The sequence below is a fragment of the Salinispora goodfellowii genome (assembly GCF_059570675.1).
Map to the genome: position 1 here is coordinate 152,642 of NZ_JCANTD010000006.1, position 16,440 is coordinate 169,081.

Below are 16,440 nucleotides of genomic sequence, written 5' to 3' on the forward strand. Positions count from 1 at the left end.
GCGCGACGGGCGGCCCGACATGCCTCTCACCCTCTAAGTGGGTCGTGTAGCGGTCGGTGCGGTTGGATGACAGTCGCATGACAAAAGATGTGGCGGCTGCCCCGGGGTGGGTGCTCGCCGGGGCGCCGGGGATGATGCCGTTATGACCGCGGTACTGGTGATCGAGGACGACGACCGGATCCGGTTGGCACTGCTGCTCGCCCTGGAAGAGGAGGGCTACATCGCGCGGGGGGCGGCGACTGCCGAGGAAGGGCTGCGGATGCAGCGGTCCGACCCGGCCGATAACGTGTTGTTCGACCTGATGCTGCCCGGTATCGACGGATTTGAAGGCATCCGTCAGCTGCGCCGCGACGACGATGTCCCGATCGTGGTCGTCAGCGCCCGGGACGACACCCACGACATCGTCGCCGCGCTGGAGGCCGGTGCCGACGACTACGTGGTCAAACCGGTCGCCATCAAGGAACTGTCCGCCCGGCTGCGGGCACTGCGACGGCGGGCCCGGGCGCTGGCTACCCCGGTCGCGGTGCAGGTCATCGGTGACCTGGAAGTCAGCCCGGAGGCGGGGGAAGTGCGTCGTGCCGGATCGCCGGTGGCGTTGACCCGCACCGAGTTCCGACTTCTCTGCGAGCTGGCCGAGCACGCCGGCCGGGTGTTGTCCCGGCAGCAGTTGCTACAGCGGGTATGGGGGTACGACAGCGGCGACGAGCGCCTGGTGGACGTGCACGTCGGGCGCCTGCGCCAGAAGATCGAGGCGGAACCGGGTAACCCGCGGCACCTGGTTACGCTCCGTGGCCTCGGCTACAAGCTGCAGCGATGAGACATCTCGGGCTCCGCGCGCGAGTGACGGCCGGGTTCGCCGTCGGCGCCGCGTTGCTGGCCTCCTCGATGGCGTTGATCTCGTATGACCTGACCCGACGTAGCCTGCTCGACGAGCGGGAACGGACGGCCGTACGGGCCGCCTACTTCGACGCGGCCGTCGTCCGCATCGGGTTGAACACCGACGACCCCGACGTCGTCGAAGTGCTCCGCTCGTTGGACACCGGCAGCTCCCGGCGACCCCTGCTCCACCTCGACGGCTCCTGGTACGGGCGTACCGCCGAGACGGCGGCGACGAGCGTGCCGGCGGCCTTGCAGCGGCAGGTCCGGGCCGGACAGCCCGGGGTGCAGCGGGTCCAGTTGGCCGGGCAGGCGACACTGCTGGTTGGGGTGCCACTGCCCGACGGCGCCAGCTACTACGAACTGACCTCCCTACGGGAGTTGGAGGAGACCTTCCAGGTCCTCGCGTTGGCGTTGACCGCCGTGGCGATCATGGTGGCCGGCGCCGGAGCCGCCTTCGGTTGGTACGCGACCCGGCACAGTCTGCGCCCGCTGACCGCCGTCGCGGACGCCGCCGAGCGGATCTCCGCCGGCGACTTCACGACCCGACTAGCCCCGGCCACGGACCCGGACCTGACCCGCCTGTCGACCTCCTTCAACGACATGGTTGACCAGCTGGCCCGACGGATCGAACGGGACCGACGCTTCGCCGCCGACGTGAGTCACGAGCTGCGCTCGCCGTTGCAGACCCTCTACGCCGCCGCGAGCGTGCTGACCCGTCGGCGGGGACACCACGACGAACGGACCGCGACCGCGGCGGGCCTGGTGGCCGACGAGATCGGCCGGTTCCAGCAACTGGTCAACGATCTCCTGGAGCTGGCCCGTACCGACCAGCCCGCCCAGCGGGAGTCGGTGGACATCGCCGCGCTCGCCGGTGAGGTGTGCCAGAGCCGGGAACTGCCGGAGAGCCTGGTGCGACCCGACCCCGGTATGCCCACGGAGTGGCGGGTGGACCGGCGACGCACCGTGCAATTGCTGGTCAACCTGCTCGAGAATGCGGTCCGCTACGGCGGGGGCCCGGTCGCAGTCCGGCTGTCAGCCGGCGGCGCCACGGGCATCATCGAGGTGGACGACGCCGGTCCGGGCGTACCGGTGGCCGATCGGGGTGTCATCTTTGACCGCTTTGTCCGCAGCCGCGCCGCGCGCGCCCGCGGGGGCACTGACGGCACCGGCCTCGGCTTGGCGATCGTCGCGCAGCACGCCACCGCGCACGGCGGGCACGCCACGGTCGCCGACCGGCCCGGGGGCGGGGCGCGGTTTCGGGTGGAATTGCCGGGGAGCCTGGAGTGAAGGCCCGCCTGTCGGTGACCATGCTGCTCGTGCTGCTGGCAGGTTGCGGCGTGCCCACCGACGACCAGCCGCGGGCGGTAGTGGCGCCGTACGGGCCGTTCCCGACCCCGAGTACGGCGGTCTCCGACCCGGCCGGGCGGTTCACCGAAGCGCTCTACTTCGTTCGGGATGACCGCCTCGTTTTGGTCAGCCGTCGTCTCGACGTCCGGCCCACGATTAACCAGCACCTGGAGCACCTGCTGGCCGGGCCGAACGAGGCCGAGCGGGCCGAAGGGCTGGCCACCGCGCTCTTCGGCGCGGTCACCGTGGCCGGCATCCGCCTCACCGGGACGCGGGCGGAGGTGGACGTGCCGTCGGTGGCGGAGGGCGCCGGCCGGAGCGACGAGGTCTTCGCCTTCGGCCAGATCGTCTGCACCCTCACCGCCCGCCCAGAGGTTGACTCGGTGTCCTTCCTACGCGACGGCGCGCCGCTGGGCGTTCCTCGGGCGGACGGGTCGCTGTCGCCGGGGCCACTCACCGCCGCCGACTACGTCGAGCTGTCCGGCTCGGACTGAGCGGTAGCGGTCGAGCTGTCTGGGCTGCGGCACACCGCGGCGGTGGTCAGCCGGCCTGGCTCCGGCGCAGCGATGGTGGTCAGCCGGCGACCGGTACCGTCTCGCCAGGGAAGGTCGGCTCATCGGGGTGCGCCGGGGCCGCGCCAGGCGGCGCTGATGCCTCTCCGCTGTGCCCGGTGTCGCCGCTGGCGCCCTCGTCCGGTTGCGGTGACGGCTGGCCGCTGGCCGCGTGATTCGGGTCGGGTGCGGGGGCATCGCCACCGGCGGGGGCGTTGCGGGCGACTACCTGCGGGTACTCCGCGGTCGCGGCACCGCCGGTTGCGGCTGCCATGACCGCTGCTGCGGCCAGGTCGGCCACCCGCTTCGCCTCGCGCTTGACTCGCGACCTGACTTCCTTGGCGTGTTGGTCGGCGTAGTCGGCCGCGCGCCGGGCCTCCTCCAGCCGGTGCAGCTCGTCGGCGAGCTCCCGGCGGGTGGTGCCGAGTCGCTGCTGCTGCTTGGCCAGCTCCTGGTCGATGGCGTTGCCGTCCTGGCGGACCTGAGCGAGCTGCTGCTGGCCGGCCTCCAGCTCGGACTGGAGCCGGCCGAGCCCCTCCCGGCGGTCTCGGATGTCCTGCTGCACCGCGGCGAGCTGCTGCTGGTGGTTGGCGGCCTGCTCGTCGATTCGCTGGCGCACCTTCGCGGCGTACTCCTGCGCCTCGGCGATGAGCGCGGCGATCTCCTGTTCGGCGGCGGTACGTTGGGCCGCGAGCTCCCCCTCGGCCGTGGCCCGCTGCTCGGCTATCTCCTGCTCGACGGCGGTACGCCGGTCAGTCAACTCTCGCTCTACGGTGGATTGCCAGCGCGCCAGCTCCTCCTGGGTCCGGGTCCGGGCCGCCTGCACCTCCTGCTGGATCTGGGTGCGGGCGGAGCTGAGGAATGCCTCGGCCTCGGCCCGGGCCTGCTCGATCCGCTGGGTGCTCTGCTCGTCGACCTGGATCGCCTCCTGCCGGGCCCGTTCGTGGGCGGCCTCACCGGCCTCCCGCAGCTGGTCAGCGGCGGCGCGGATCTCGGCCAACTCAGCCTGGGCGGCGGCCCGCCGCTCCTCGTCCGCCTGCTCCTGGTCGGTACGCCGGGTCGCCAACTCCTCCTCGAAGTCGCGCATGGCTCTGGCCGTGTGTTCCTGGGCCTCGGTGAGCGTCCGCTCCGCCTCCGCCGTGAGCTCGGCTGCCTGCTGTCCGGCCGCGTCGCCGATCATGGCGGCCTGCCGTTCGGCCAGCACCAGGATTTCCTCGACTATCGGTCCCAGATCGCGGAACGCGGCACGGTCGACCCGGGCTGGCCGCTCGCGTAGCCCCGCGACCTCCGCCTCGAGGGTGGCGAGCTGGGCCGTCAGTGCCTCGGCTCGGGCGTGTGCCTGGTTGCGGTCGGTCACGGTCTGGAGCAGCTCGTCGTCGAGCTGGTCAAGGTGTCGTTCCACCTGACGTTTGTCGAAGCCGCGCATGGTGACGTCGAAAGCCGGCCGCGACACCTTGTGGTCGCTGACCGCGAACGACTCGTCGCCGTGGGACATGGCTGCATCCTCCGTACGATCGCTAGCGCCACGCCGGGGCGGGAACACCCCACGGGCAACGGTGTGGCGACACGCTACCGCCGTCGTGGTGTGGGCTGAAGACCTGCCCCGCCCTTGGGGGCCGTGGTGGCGAGCTGTCGGGCGGTCGAGCCGTTCGACTGTGTCGATCTCCACTTGACAGTGGTCAGGGTAAGGCTGACCTAATTGGGTCGAGTGCGACGCGGGACCGGTTCCCACGTCCGGCCCCGGAAGGCGTCCGCGCCGCGCGTCCCGAGCTCGCCGAGGTCGATGGCCGGGTGCTGCTGGAAGTGCCGGAGGCCGACGACGCGCAGCCGGTGGCGGCGCCACCCGGGGTGATGGTGCACTGGCTGGCCCGAGGCGGGCACGCACCCGGCACCCGGCTTGTGCCGGCCGTGTCGGCCGCGACGGCGGAGTTGCTGCCCGGTCCGTCGGTCGGGTGCCGTGGCCTCGCGGTCGTCGTGGCCTCGCGTCGGACGCCGCCGCACTCCGCAAGTCGCACCGCTGAACCGTCAGTGGCAGTGCTCAACGGAGGAACCGGCTCGCCGAGATCACTGCCGCCGGGCAGACTTCGCGGCGTCCTGCGCACCGGGTGACTGGTCGGCACCGAACAGGCCCAGCCGCAGTAGGCGTTGGTTCGCGGCGCTGCGGCGGGCCAGGGCCGGCGCTTCGAACATGGGCTGGTCCAGATTCGGTTGCATGACCGGCTCCAGCAGCAGTGGGCCTACGATCAGGCACAGCATCTGGAACGGTGCCCACCGCAGATCCGCATCCGTGTGGCCGCCCTCGGCCGCGACCAGCCGCTCCAACTCGGTGCGCGTACCCTCCAGCAGGTGGCCGAACAGCGCCGCGCTGGCCGGGCTGTCCTCCTGTAGCACCCGACGCAGGTAGCCACGCAGTATCGGGTCGGCGCCGAACATCCGCGCGGACATCTCACCCAGTGACGCCATCGGATCCGTGCCGCCCGGTTCCAGCTGCCGCAGGGCGGCGCTGAGCCGGGCCAGGACCTGCTCGTCAACGGCGGCGCGGAGCCCTTCCTTGGAGCCGAAGTGGTGCATCACCAGGGCCGGCGACAACCCGGCCTCAGCGGCTACCGCGCGGGCCGAGGTGGCGGCGAAGCCGCGCTGCGCGAACAGGCGCAGGGCCGCCTCGCGTAGCCGCGCCCGTCCGGTCAGGTCCGACGGCGACGCTTCCATGTCAGCACGGTATGTCATCGCGCCGGCGCCGTCCTCGGGGACTTCCCGAGATGGGGTGCTGTGGATCCCACGCTGAACACATGGTCAGTATATTGAACATATGAATAGTGTCGTCAGTGAACCCCCCGCACGCCGCACCCAGTACCTGCACTACCTGGACAATCTGCGGGTGGCGATGATCCTCCTGGTGGTGGTTCACCACGCCGCCCAGGCATACGGCCCCGCTGACTGGTGGTACTTCAACGGCGACCAGCACCTGCCCGTCCTGGCCACCCTCTCCGCAGTGGGCGGGGCGTTCCGGATGAGCCTGCTGTTCTTCGTCGCCGCGTTCCTCGTGCCCCGCGTCGTCGACCACAAGGGCGGCCGCGGGTTCATACTCGGCCGACTCAAGCGCCTCGGCATTCCGTTTCTGATCGGCTCGGCCACGATCATTCCCGTACTGATGTATGTCTACTACCGCGAATACCGCAGCTATCCGCCGATCTCGTTTCCTCGCTACTACCTGGACGTGTTCCTCGGCTTTGGCCCACAGCCGGCCGGCTGGACCGGCCCGATCTGGCCCGACCTGCAGTTCGGACACCTCTGGTTCATCCAGACACTGCTTGCCCTCAGTGCCCTGTACCTGCTGTTCCACTGGCTGGGCGGGCTACTGCCCCGCGTCCGCTCCAACCCGAGACCGGCCCGGCTGACCTGGATGACCGACAGCCATAGCCTGATCGTCTGCATTCTCACTCTGGCCGCGGTCGTGTTCCTCATCCGAATCTGGTATCCGCTTGACCAGTGGGTGCCGCTGTTCGGGTTCATCCAGGCGGAACCAGCTCGCCTCGCCCAATACACGGCATTCTTCGCCGCCGGCGCCATGGCCTACCGACGCGATTGGCTCGCCCGACTGCCCCGGCGGACCGGCTATGTCTGGCTGGCCATCGGCGCAGCACTCACCGCCGTACTGTTCTGGACCGGCACCGACACCTGGTTCTTCGCCCCCGGCGGCGCCTCCTGGGCCTCAGCCTGCTGGGCCCTGACCGAGACCTTCCTCTGCGTCGGCCTCAGCATCGGCCTGGTGACCCTGTTCCGGGACGTCTTCGCCGCCCACAACCGGCTCACCCGCGCCATGGCCGCCAGCTCCTACACGATCTACCTCATCCACCTGCCGATCATCGTCGCCCTGCAGTTCGCGTTCGCCCGCGCCGGCCTACCCACCATGGCCACCTTCGTCGCCGTCACCACTCTCGGCATCGTCATCAGCGTCGCCGCTGCCGTGACAGTCCGTCGTCTGCCCGGCCTCCGTACGATCCTGTGACATGACGGTCAGCGCGGCGGGCCGGCCACCGGGGGCGGCGGGACGAGGGTGGGGGAGAAAGCGGTCAGGAAGCGGTCCCGGAATTCATCCATCCGCCACACCGGGGCATCCGGCACCGGACGCAGCCCGTCCGGCCAGCCCCAGCCGGCGATCTGCGCCAACACGGCCGGATCGCGGGCAACGAGGTGGACCGGTACGTCCCGGCTGGCGCCCGGGCCGGTGATCACCGGTGCCGGCTGGTGGTCACCGACCACGATCAGCACCAGGTCGTCGTCGCCGTACCGCTGCAGGTAGGAGATGAGGGCGCCGAGGGCGTACTCGATGGAGCGGCGGTATCCGATGCGGGGCTGCGTTGAGGAGCTGCGTTCGCTGGCGTCGTGGAACCCTCGGCCGTCGCCGAGAGTGTCCCAGTCGACCAGCTTCGGGATGTGGGTCCAGGGCGAGTGGCTGGAGACCAGTGCCAGTTCGGCCATCACCGGCCGCCGGTCGGTGCCGGCCAGTTCCCGCTGGTGGAAGGCGGAGAGGGTGTATTGGTCGGGCATCGGGGCGAAGCCGAACCGGGGGCCCTGGTAGCCGAGGTGGTACTCGTTGTAGAACCGTTCGTAGCCGTAGAAGGCCCCCTCCGGCCAGGGCCGGTTGACTGCCGGCATCACCCCCACCGTCCGCCAACCAGCCCGCTGGAACGCCGCACCGAGGGGGATCCGATCGCTGGCCAGCAGCGTACGGTGCCGCTGGTCATTGTCGATCCAGAGCCCGGAGAGCAGCGTCGCGTGGGCCAGCCAGCTACCCCCTCCGGCGGTGGGTGAGGTGAGGAAGGCGCTACGGGTACCGAAGCCAGCGGCGGAGAGCCGCCGCTGCCCCTCGTCGAGCACCGCCTCGACGGCGGCGAACTCCGGCTCCTGCACCACATCCCGTCCGTAGCTCTCCACGAAGGCGACCAGGACATCCTTGCCCGCCAGCGCGGTCAGCAGCTGATCGTCGGGGACCAGGCGGTACGGGTCGGTGTTCACCCGGTCGGCGAAGCTCGCGCGGTCCTGAAGGCGTGCCTGCACCTGCGCGGTGTGCGCCCGGACCAGGTCCGTTGTGGCCGTGTCGGCCACCGGTAGAGCCGGGACGATCCGTACCCCGGTGGCGGCGGCCACCAGCCAGAGCGCCACCAGGCCCGCGAGTACCCGCCGCCCGCTGTCCGGGTGCCCGGTCAGCAGTCGACTCAGCCGCAGGGCCGCCCAGGTGGTGACCGTCAGCAACGCCCCCACCAGTAGGCCGGCGCCGACGGACGCCGCGATCGCGCCGCCCCGGCCGACCGAGGCGCTGACGAAGGTGAACGTCTCGTCGATGAGGCGCCAGTCCAGGGCCAGGTCAACCGGCCGGTCGAGGCTGCTGTGGAAGCCCAGGTCGGCAGCCTTGACCACCACCAGCAGCCCGAGCAGCGTCCCCGTCAGTGTGGCCACCGGCCGCCGGGCCCGGGCGGGCACGGCGAGCAGGACCGCCGCCATCGCGAGACCTTCCAGCGGGATCCGCAGGAGCGCGGCCGGTACCAGCTGACTGGGCTGCCGCGGCACGGTGAGGGCGGCCAACACCAGCAGCACCGCCAGCGAGGCGGGTACCCGTCGCCCCCATGCGAGCCATCGCGGCCCCGCTGCCTCGGTGGGTGCCGTCACCAGTGGGGCCGGCGGCGTGCTGGCCCGGCGCCGCCACCGCCAGGCCACGTCCCGGCCAAACGACTCCAGTTGCAGCACCAACACCGCCAGGGCGAGCAGCCCGCCGACCGTGCTCGGCAGCAGTCGGGACGTCACCACCAGCAACACCACGCCGAGGGCCGCCGCGACGACCTTGCGCCAGTAGCGCGGCGGCAGCGGCCCGCGCAGCCAGGGCAGGGCCCAGCCGGCGACGAGGAACACGTACCGCATCGCACCGAGGATGAGCACCCACGGCCCCAGCACGGGTGCCACATGCAGACTGAGCACCGCCACCAGGACGCTGTCGATCTCCATGTCGAACCGGGCGCCGAACGCGCTCTCGGTGCCGGTGCGCCGGGCCACGTAGCCATCGACCGCATCCAGCGAGAGCGCCACCGCGGCGAGAGCGGTCAGGAGCCCGACCGGCACCGGGCGGCCGGCGAGCCCGTCGGCCACCAGCGCGACGACCGCTCCGATGAGCACCGCCCGGGTCAGCGTCACCCGGTCGGCCGGCCCGAGGCCCCTCCCCGCCCGGTGCAGGCCGCGACCCAGCGCCAGGCACACCACCAGCCCGTACGCGAGGCCAGCGACCCAACCGACGGCGCCGAGCCCCACCGTCTCGGCCACCCCGGCCAACAGGAGAATCTGGACGGACAGCCCAATCAACGGACCGTTTCGAACCGTGGTCACGACGCCTCCCTGTCTATGATCGACCACTCTGACAGGGTCTACGAATGGTGCGTCGCTCCGGTTCCCCGGGGCCGTGGAGAGGAGCAATCGGTGAGCCAGACCGCACGCGCCTTCTGGCTCACCACACCCGGCCAGGGCGAGCTCCGCTCGGTGCTGCTGCCCACCCCGGACGCCGGCGAGGTGCTGGTCCGAACCCGCTACTCCGGCGTGAGCCGCGGCACCGAGACGCTGGTGTTCACCGGCGGTGTCCCGAGCGGACAGTATGCGGCGATGCGCGCCCCGTTCCAGGAGGGCGAATTTCCGGCCCCCGTCAAGTACGGCTACCTGAGCGTGGGCGTGGTCGAACAGGGTCCGACCGAACTGCGCGGGCGGACCGTCTTCTGCCTGCACCCGCACCAGACGGCGTACGTGGTCCCGGCCGAGGCGGTGGTGGTGGTGCCCGAGGCGGTGCCGGCGGCCCGGGCGGTGCTCGCCGGCACGGTGGAGACTGCGGTGAATGCCCTCTGGGACGAGCCACCCCTGGTCGGTGACCGGGTCACCGTGGTCGGTGCCGGGATGGTCGGCGCGGCCGTCGCGGTCCTGCTGGCCCGCTTTCCCGGCGTACGGGTGCAGCTCGTCGATGTGGATCCGACGCGGGCGGCGCTCGCCGGGGCGCTCGGCGTCGGGTTCGCCGCACCGGCCGACGCGGCGGCCGGACGGGACCTGGTGGTGCACGCCAGCGCGACCGCCGCCGGCCTGCGTCGCTGCCTCGAACTGGTGGCGCCGGAGGGCACGGTGCTGGAGCTGAGCTGGTACGGCGACCGCGAGGTGGCGCTGCCGCTCGGTGCGCAGTTCCACGCCGGCCGGCTCACCCTGCGCAGCAGCCAGGTGGGACGGGTCGCCCCGGCTCGGCGGAGTCGGCGTAGCCACGCCGACCGGCTCACCCTGGCGCTGGATCTCCTCGCCGACCCGGTCTTCGACGCCCTGCTGACCGGGGAGTCCCGGTTCGCGGACCTGCCCGACGTGCTGCCCCGGCTCGCCGATCAGCGGTTGCCGGCCCTCTGCCACCTCATTACCTACGACGGAGAGTGACACTGTGTTCAGCGTGACCGTCCGGGACCACATGATGATCGCCCACAGCTTTCAGGGCGAGGTGTTCGGTCCCGCCCAGCGACTACACGGGGCGACGTTCGTGGTGGACGCGACCTTCCGCCGCGGTGACCTGGACGCCGACGGGATCGTGGTCGACATCGGTCGGGCCACGGAGCAGCTGCGCGCCGTCCTCGGCGAGCTGACCTACCGAAACCTGGACGACGAGCCGGAGTTCGCCGGGGTGAACACCACCACCGAGGTCCTGGCCCGCACCGTCGCCGACCGCCTCGCGGCTCGGGTACACGCGGGGGAGTTGGGTGCGGCCGCCGCTGGCCTGACCGGCATCAGTGTCACCCTGCACGAGTCGCACGTCGCCTGGGCCAGCTACGAACGGTCGTTGTGAGCCACGCCCTGCATGCGGTGCTGCCGGGCGATGTGGACGATCCAACCAACCCGAGTGGCGGCAACCGGTACGACCGGCGGGTCCTCGACGGGCTGGCGGCCGCCGGCTGGTCGATCCACGAGCGCCCGGTGCCCGGTGCCTGGCCGTACCCGACGAACGCGGATCGCCTCGCCCTCGCCAGGGTGCTCGACGCGTTGCCGTCCGGTTCGCTCGTCCTGTGCGACGGGCTCGTCGCCAGCGCCGTGCCGGAGCTTCTGGCCCCGAACGCCGGACGGCTGCGCCTGGCGGTGCTGGTGCACCTGCCGCTGGCCAGCGCGGCGGAACGGGTGGCCCTGCGGCACGCGGCGGTGATCGTGGCGACCAGCACCTGGACCCGCCGGTGGCTGCTTGACCGGTACCGGCTGCCCACCGAACGGGTGTACGTCGCGGCGCCCGGGGTTGACCGGGCCGCCGCCGGGCCCGGCTCGGCAGCGGGCGAGCGACTGCTCTGCGTCGCCGCCCTCACCCCACACAAGGGACACGACACCCTGGTTGACGCCCTCGCCCTCGTCGGGGAGCTAGCCTGGCGCTGTGACTGCTTCGGGTCGCTCACCCAGGACCCGGGCTTCGTCAGGCGGCTCCGGCGACGGATCGACGACCTGGGCCTCGCTCAGCGGGTGCACCTCGTCGGACCCCGCACCGGCGCCGCCCTAGCCGCCGGGTACGCCACCGCCGACCTGCTGGTGCTGGCCTCCCGGGTCGAGACGTACGGGATGGTGGTGACAGAGGCGCTGGCGCGGGGCGTACCGGTGCTGACTACCACCGCCGGTGGGCTGCCCGACACCCTTGGGTGCGCCCCGGATGGGACGGTGCCCGGAATGCTGGTGCCCCCGGACGACCCGGCAGCCCTTGCCGGCGCGCTCCGCCGCTGGCTCACCGACTCGGCCCTGCGGGACCGGCTGCGCCGCGCCGCGCGGGCCCGCCGGGAGACTCTCACCTGCTGGACCACCACCACCCGGTCGCTCGCGGCGGCGCTGGAAGGAGCGAGATGACGGAGCGGGACTGTGCGCTCAAGCTGGGCCTGCCGGCGGCCTTCGCGGACTGGCTCACCCGGCGGGAACCGGCCGACGCCGCCGCCCGCGTGGTCGACCTCGCCGACCGGGTCCGGGCCCGGCTCACCGGCACCCGCCCGATCGTTATCCACGACCTGGGCAGCGGCACCGGTGCGATGGGCCGGTGGCTCGCCCCCCGCCTACCCGGGCCCCAACACTGGGTTCTGCACGACGGGGACGCCGACCTGCTGGCTCGGGCTGCCGTCGACCCACCACCGGCTGCCGCCGACGGGAGCCCGGTCACCGTCGAGACCCGTCGCGGTGACCTGACCCGGCTCACCGCCACCGAGCTGGCCGAGGCCGACCTGATCACCGCCTCCGCGTTGCTGGACATGCTCACCGCCGAGGAAGTTGGACGGGTAGTGGCCGCCTCCGGCGGCCGGCCGGCGCTCGTCACGCTCTCGGTGGTCGGCCACGTCCGCCTCGACCCCGCGGACCCGCTCGACGCAGAGGTCGCTTCCGCGTTCGACGACCACCAGCGCCGTACGGTTCGTGGACGGCGGCTGCTCGGTCCGGACGCGGTAGCCGTCACCGCCGCGGCCTTTGCCCGGCAGGGCGCTGCGGTCACGTTGCGGTCCAGCCCGTGGCGGCTCGGCCCTGCCGACGCGGGCCTGTTGGGGGAGTGGTTCACCGGCTGGGTCGATGCGGCCCGGGAGCAGCGGCCCCAGCTGGCCGGCCCGCTGACCGGGTACGCGCATCGTCGCCGGGCCGATCTCGCGGCCGGCCGGTTGTCGGTGCTGGTTGACCACCGGGACCTGTTGGCCCTGCCGATGGTGAACCCGTGACCGCTGTGGAGCGTGCCTACCCAAGGACGGACCGCGAGGGAGGGCCGGATGGCGAGGGCGGCGCCCCGCTACCGGCGGCCCCCGGCCGGCTCTGGGCGTGGGCCCGGACACTGGGCGGCCTCGGTCTGCTGGCTCTGCTGCTCTGGCTGGTGGGCACCGGCCCGTTCCTTGCCGGGCTGCGTCTGATCACCGGTCCGGTGTTGGCCGCGGCGCTGGTGATCGGTGGGGTCACCACGGTCTGCGGCGCGTGGCGCTGGAGTTTGGTGGCCCGAGGACTCGGGATCCGGTTGCCGCTGCGCACCGCCGTCGCCCACTGCTACCGGGCGGTCTTTCTCAACGCGACCCTGCCCGGCGGGATCCTGGGCGACGTGGACCGGGCGGTCCGCCACGGGCGGTCCGCGGGGGACCTCGGCCGGGGTGTGCGGGCCGTCCTCTGGGAGCGGACCGCCGGCCAGGTGGTCCTCGCGGTGGTCGCGGTGGTGGTGCTGGCCGCGTTCCCGTCCCCGGTCCGGCCGTACCTGCCGGTAGTGACCGCCACTCTGGCCGGGTTCGGCCTCGGCGCAGCGCTGCTGGCGTGGGTGCGTCCCGCCGGTCAGTCCCGGTGGGCGCGGGTGGTCCGCGTCGCCGTCGCCGACATCCGCGCCGGCCTCCTGGCCCGCCGTACCTGGCTCGGGGTGCTGCTCGCCTCGACCCTGGCCGTGGCGGGGCACCTGGCGACCTTTGTGCTCGCGGCCCGGACCGCCGGCTCGACGGCGCCGCTGACGCTGCTGGTGCCGTTGACCCTACTGGCCCTGCTCGCCATGGGCATCCCGGTGAACATCGCCGGCTTCGGGCCCCGCGAGGGCGCGGCCGCGTGGGCATTCGGCGCAGCCGGTCTCTCCGCCGCTGAGGGTGTCGCCACCGCCATCGTCTACGGAGCTCTGGTGCTCGTCGCCAGTCTCCCCGGTGCCGCCGTCCTGGCGGCCCGCCGTGTCCGCGTGCCGGCTGGCACCGTCTGACGAGGAGTCCGATGCATCCCACTGCCACGATCCGTACCCAGGTCAGCGTGCCGCTGCGCTTTCCGGACGGGTACGCCACCACGGCCCGGGTCTACTCCTTCGCCGGTCTGGTCGACGGTCGTGAGCACCTGGCCTTTGGGCTCGGCGATTGGGCTGACCCCCCGGCGGCTGACCCGGCGGGGCGCCCGGTGCCGCTGGTGCGGCCGCACAGTGAGTGCCTCACCGGGGACGTGTTCGGCAGCCAGCGCTGCGACTGCGGCGCGCAGCTGCGCGAGGCGGTCGAACGGATCGCCGACCGCGGTGGCTACCTGCTCTACCTGCGCCAGGAGGGCCGGGGCATCGGCCTGTACGCGAAGTTGGCGGCGTACGCGTTGCAGGACGCCGGGTTGGACACGTACGAGGCGAACATCGCCCTCGGCCACGGGGCGGACGAGCGGGACTACACCGTCGCCGCGCAGATGCTCACCGCCCTCGGTGTGGACCGGGTCGCGCTGCTCAGCAACAACCCGGACAAGTGCGCACAGCTGAACCGACACGGCATCGCCGTCAGCGAACAGGTGACCACCGGAGTCTTCCTCTCCCCAGCCAACGCCGACTATCTGGCGACCAAGGCGACTCGCGGCGAGCACACCCTCGACCTGCCTTTCGTTCATGACTGAGCGCCCGTACGTCCTGCTCAGTTGTGCCGCGTCATTGGACGGCTACATCGACGATGCGACCGGTCAGCGGCTGGTGCTCTCCAACGACGCCGATCTGGACCGGATCGACGAGGTGCGGGCTGGCTGCGACGCGATCCTGGTTGGTGCGGGCACCATCCGGCGGGACGATCCGCGGCTGCTGGTCCGGTCCGCGGCGCGGCGGGCCGACCGGGTTGCCCGTGGCCGGGCCGCCTCACCCGCCCGGGCGACCATCACCGGCTGCGGCGACCTCGACCCGCGGGCTCGGGTGTTCACCACCGGTGCGACCGTGCGGTTGATCTACTGTGCCACCCCGGGGGTGGTGAAGGTCCGGGAGCGCCTCGGCGACCTCGCCACCGTGGTTGACGCCGGGGAGCCGGTCGACCTGGTGTCGGTGCTTGCCGACCTGGCCGCGCGGGGGATCGGCCGGTTGCTGGTGGAGGGGGGCGCGAGCATGCACACCCAGTTCCTCGCCAGCGGGCTCGCCGACGAGCTGCATCTGGTGGTCGCCCCGTTCTTCGTCGGGGACGGCCGGGCACCCCGCTTCGTGCGGGACGGCTCATTTCCGTGGCATGCCGGTCACCGGGCCAAGGTCGCCGAGGTGCGGCAGATCGGCGATGTCGCGTTGGTCCGCTACGCCCTCTCCGACCGTTGCCCCGGCTGACGGCAGCATCTGGTGCGGATGTTCCAACGCCGTGCTGTCCCGCCGTAGCCCCCGCGGTCGGGCGGTGGTTTGGGGGCGGGCGGTGCCGGGTCTGGGTGGTGACGGGTTTGGGCGGTGCCGTGCGGCGGGGTGTGGGCCACGGTCGGCGCGGAGGTCTCCCTGTAGGTCTCCCTGCGGACTGTCGAGCTGCCCTCGAGAACAGGGCAGCCCGGCGGCCCGGAGGGGGTGCCACTCCGGGGGTTTGGTTGTTCCGGGCTCGGCAGCGGCTGGCTCGCCGGACCCGGCAGAGGCTGGGTGGGGACCGTGGTCGCCCGGGTCAACCAGGCCGCGGCGTCGGGGTCGCCGACGACACCCATCGTCATGAAAGAACTTAGCGATGCGTAATCTAGCTAAACCACTCGAGGGCATGAACGCGCTGGTTATCGGTGGCGGAGGGGACGGAATCGGACGGGCGATCTCGCGGGCGTTCGCCTCGGCCGGCGCTGCCGTCGCCGTCGCTGACGTCGACAGTGTGCGCTCGCACGATGCCGTCGAGGAGTTGATCGGATCAGGCGCCCGCGCGCTTTCCCTCGTCGGCGACGTACGGGTCCGATCAACTGTGGACGCCTTTGTCGCTGCCACCATCGCCGATTTTGGCCGGCTCGACACGCTCGTGACTGTCGTGGGCGGGCAGGTCGCGTTCGTGCCCGCGGTGCGGCTGCACGAGATGAGCGACGACGACTGGGACCTCGCGTACGAAATGAACCTCGGCCATGTCGTCCGTGCGGTCCGCGCCGCGATCCGAGCCTTCCTGGCCCAGGGGCAGGGCGGTTCCATCGTAAGTGTCGGTTCGGTCACTGGGGTAATGGCCGCACCCACGCAGGCCGGCTATGGTGCCGCCAAGGCCGGCCTCGTAAGTCTCGCCAGGACCGTCGCCGCCGAATACTCCGCCGACGGTATCCGTATGAATGTCGTGGCCTGCGGTGCCATCGCAACGGCGGTGGCGAATGCTACGCAGCCTGCCGGCGAGGTGCCCGGGATCCCGATGCGCCGACTCGGCGCTCCGGATGATGCCGCTGCGGCTGCCGTCTACCTGGCCGCACCGCTTTCGTCCTACGTGACCGGGCAAAGCGTCGCCGTCGACGGGGGCGTGACAGTCCGAGGCCCGTTTGCCGACTGAATAGGTGACTCCGCCGGTCGGATGGGCCGGGTCGCCGCTGTTGCCGATTCAGGAAGCCGCCGGCAATGGTCTCGTCCGTGGGGCAGCTCGACAGCGGTTGGAGGAGGTACCGGCCCGGCCCGGGGCGGTCCAGAACCGCCCGGTTGCTGAGCCGTCTGGTGCCAAACCCTCGGGTGCCCGAGCTTCCGGTGCCCGAGCCTTCCGGTGTACGGACCTTTCCGCTGTCGGTCAGTCAGCGGCCAGCGGCGGCGCGGTCCAGGAACATCAGTCGGGCCTGCTTGTCCGGCAGGTCGACCAACAGCCCATCGACGAAGCCGGTACGGCGCAGTCGAGCCTGTGCCCGCTCGTTGCGGGCGTCTGGCCCGGCGACGATTCGCTGGTGGGTGGGGTCGGCGAAGACGAAGTCGACCAGGAGCCCGAAGACCACCCGGTCAGCC

15 protein-coding genes and 2 pseudogenes are annotated in these 16,440 nt (G+C 72.0%); 13 read left to right on the plus strand and 4 right to left on the minus strand.

The window, feature by feature from the left end:
• Positions 1–142: 142 nt before the first annotated feature.
• From T398_RS09450 to T398_RS09460, 3 genes are read left to right on the plus strand one after another with little or no spacing between them, the layout of a single operon-like run.
• Positions 143–817, plus strand: a complete 675-nt coding sequence (locus tag T398_RS09450; protein WP_496445951.1) for a response regulator transcription factor — start codon at positions 143–145, stop codon at positions 815–817.
• Positions 814–2,166, plus strand: coding sequence for a sensor histidine kinase (locus T398_RS09455; protein WP_496445952.1), 1,353 nt, complete (start codon positions 814–816; stop codon positions 2,164–2,166). The genes T398_RS09450 and T398_RS09455 overlap by 4 nt, the downstream gene beginning before the upstream one ends.
• Entirely contained in the window at positions 2,163–2,720 is a 558-nt protein-coding gene (locus T398_RS09460) for a GerMN domain-containing protein (protein ID WP_496445953.1), read from the plus strand. Before T398_RS09455 ends, T398_RS09460 begins: the two co-directional genes overlap by 4 nt.
• Positions 2,721–2,799: 79 nt before the next feature.
• Here the strand turns inward: T398_RS09460 and T398_RS09465 are convergent, their stop codons facing one another.
• Complete coding sequence (locus tag T398_RS09465) at positions 2,800–4,272, minus strand: hypothetical protein (protein ID WP_496445954.1); 1,473 nt, start codon at positions 4,270–4,272, stop codon at positions 2,800–2,802.
• Between the two features lie 278 nt (positions 4,273–4,550).
• Here T398_RS09465 and T398_RS09470 point away from each other — a divergent pair.
• Positions 4,551–4,730, plus strand: a pseudogene (locus tag T398_RS09470) (SIP domain-containing protein); the annotation flags it as partial.
• 111 nt (positions 4,731–4,841) lie between these two features.
• Here the strand turns inward: T398_RS09470 and T398_RS09475 are convergent.
• Complete coding sequence (locus tag T398_RS09475; RefSeq protein ID WP_496445955.1) at positions 4,842–5,486, minus strand: TetR/AcrR family transcriptional regulator; 645 nt, start codon at positions 5,484–5,486, stop codon at positions 4,842–4,844.
• Positions 5,487–5,586: 100 nt separating this feature from the next.
• On the opposite strand from T398_RS09475, the gene T398_RS09480 reads away from it, so the two are divergent.
• Positions 5,587–6,786, plus strand: a complete 1,200-nt coding sequence (locus tag T398_RS09480) for an acyltransferase family protein (protein WP_496445956.1) — start codon at positions 5,587–5,589, stop codon at positions 6,784–6,786.
• Between the two features lie 8 nt (positions 6,787–6,794).
• Here T398_RS09480 and T398_RS09485 read toward each other — a convergent pair whose 3' ends face one another.
• Positions 6,795–9,155 carry a CDP-alcohol phosphatidyltransferase family protein gene (locus tag T398_RS09485; protein WP_496445957.1) on the minus strand — a complete coding sequence of 787 codons (2,361 nt, stop codon included), beginning with the start codon at positions 9,153–9,155 and terminating at the stop codon, positions 6,795–6,797.
• Between the two features lie 90 nt (positions 9,156–9,245).
• On the opposite strand from T398_RS09485, the gene T398_RS09490 reads away from it, so the two are divergent.
• The 8 genes from T398_RS09490 to T398_RS09525 all read left to right on the plus strand — a co-directional run bounded on the left by T398_RS09490 (position 9,246) and on the right by T398_RS09525 (position 16,003).
• Entirely contained in the window at positions 9,246–10,226 is a 981-nt protein-coding gene (locus tag T398_RS09490; RefSeq protein ID WP_496445958.1) for a zinc-dependent alcohol dehydrogenase, read from the plus strand.
• Between the two features lie 4 nt (positions 10,227–10,230).
• Entirely contained in the window at positions 10,231–10,629 is a 399-nt protein-coding gene (locus T398_RS09495) for a 6-pyruvoyl trahydropterin synthase family protein (protein ID WP_496445959.1), read from the plus strand.
• Entirely contained in the window at positions 10,626–11,660 is a 1,035-nt protein-coding gene (locus tag T398_RS09500; RefSeq protein ID WP_496445960.1) for a glycosyltransferase family 4 protein, read from the plus strand. The genes T398_RS09495 and T398_RS09500 overlap by 4 nt, the downstream gene beginning before the upstream one ends.
• Positions 11,657–12,505, plus strand: a complete 849-nt coding sequence (locus tag T398_RS09505; protein ID WP_496445961.1) for a small ribosomal subunit Rsm22 family protein — start codon at positions 11,657–11,659, stop codon at positions 12,503–12,505. The genes T398_RS09500 and T398_RS09505 overlap by 4 nt, the downstream gene beginning before the upstream one ends.
• 110 nt (positions 12,506–12,615) lie before the next feature.
• Positions 12,616–13,503 carry a lysylphosphatidylglycerol synthase transmembrane domain-containing protein gene (locus tag T398_RS09510; RefSeq protein WP_496446032.1) on the plus strand — a complete coding sequence of 296 codons (888 nt, stop codon included), beginning with the start codon at positions 12,616–12,618 and terminating at the stop codon, positions 13,501–13,503.
• An 11-nt stretch (positions 13,504–13,514) separates the two neighbouring features.
• Entirely contained in the window at positions 13,515–14,162 is a 648-nt protein-coding gene (locus T398_RS09515; protein ID WP_496445962.1) for a GTP cyclohydrolase II, read from the plus strand.
• Positions 14,155–14,844: a RibD family protein gene (locus tag T398_RS09520; protein WP_496445963.1), complete on the plus strand. Its 690-nt coding sequence runs from the start codon at positions 14,155–14,157 to the stop codon at positions 14,842–14,844. Before T398_RS09515 ends, T398_RS09520 begins: the two co-directional genes overlap by 8 nt.
• A 406-nt stretch (positions 14,845–15,250) precedes the next feature.
• A complete protein-coding gene (locus T398_RS09525; protein ID WP_496446034.1) occupies positions 15,251–16,003 on the plus strand; it encodes an SDR family NAD(P)-dependent oxidoreductase in 753 nt (250 codons plus the stop codon).
• Positions 16,004–16,235: 232 nt separating this feature from the next.
• On the opposite strand, the pseudogene T398_RS09530 reads toward T398_RS09525, so the two are convergent.
• Positions 16,236–16,427 (minus strand): annotated as a pseudogene (locus tag T398_RS09530) (GNAT family N-acetyltransferase); the annotation flags it as partial.
• Positions 16,428–16,440: the final 13 nt, after the last annotated feature.

What these genes read in the sequence shown, in the direction of transcription:
- T398_RS09515 (WP_496445962.1), top strand. Translation starts at nt 13,515, where the DNA reads ATGCATCCCACTGCCACGATCCGTACCCAGGTCAGCGTGCCGCTGCGC.
- T398_RS09480 (WP_496445956.1), top strand. Translation starts at nt 5,587, where the DNA reads ATGAATAGTGTCGTCAGTGAACCCCCCGCACGCCGCACCCAGTACCTG.
- T398_RS09505 (WP_496445961.1), top strand. Translation starts at nt 11,657, where the DNA reads ATGACGGAGCGGGACTGTGCGCTCAAGCTGGGCCTGCCGGCGGCCTTC.
- T398_RS09520 (WP_496445963.1), top strand. Translation starts at nt 14,155, where the DNA reads ATGACTGAGCGCCCGTACGTCCTGCTCAGTTGTGCCGCGTCATTGGAC.
- T398_RS09455 (WP_496445952.1), top strand. Translation starts at nt 814, where the DNA reads ATGAGACATCTCGGGCTCCGCGCGCGAGTGACGGCCGGGTTCGCCGTC.
- T398_RS09450 (WP_496445951.1), top strand. Translation starts at nt 143, where the DNA reads ATGACCGCGGTACTGGTGATCGAGGACGACGACCGGATCCGGTTGGCA.
- T398_RS09525 (WP_496446034.1), top strand. Translation starts at nt 15,251, where the DNA reads ATGAACGCGCTGGTTATCGGTGGCGGAGGGGACGGAATCGGACGGGCG.
- T398_RS09475 (WP_496445955.1), bottom strand. Translation starts at nt 5,486, where the DNA reads ATGGAAGCGTCGCCGTCGGACCTGACCGGACGGGCGCGGCTACGCGAG.
- T398_RS09465 (WP_496445954.1), bottom strand. Translation starts at nt 4,272, where the DNA reads ATGTCCCACGGCGACGAGTCGTTCGCGGTCAGCGACCACAAGGTGTCG.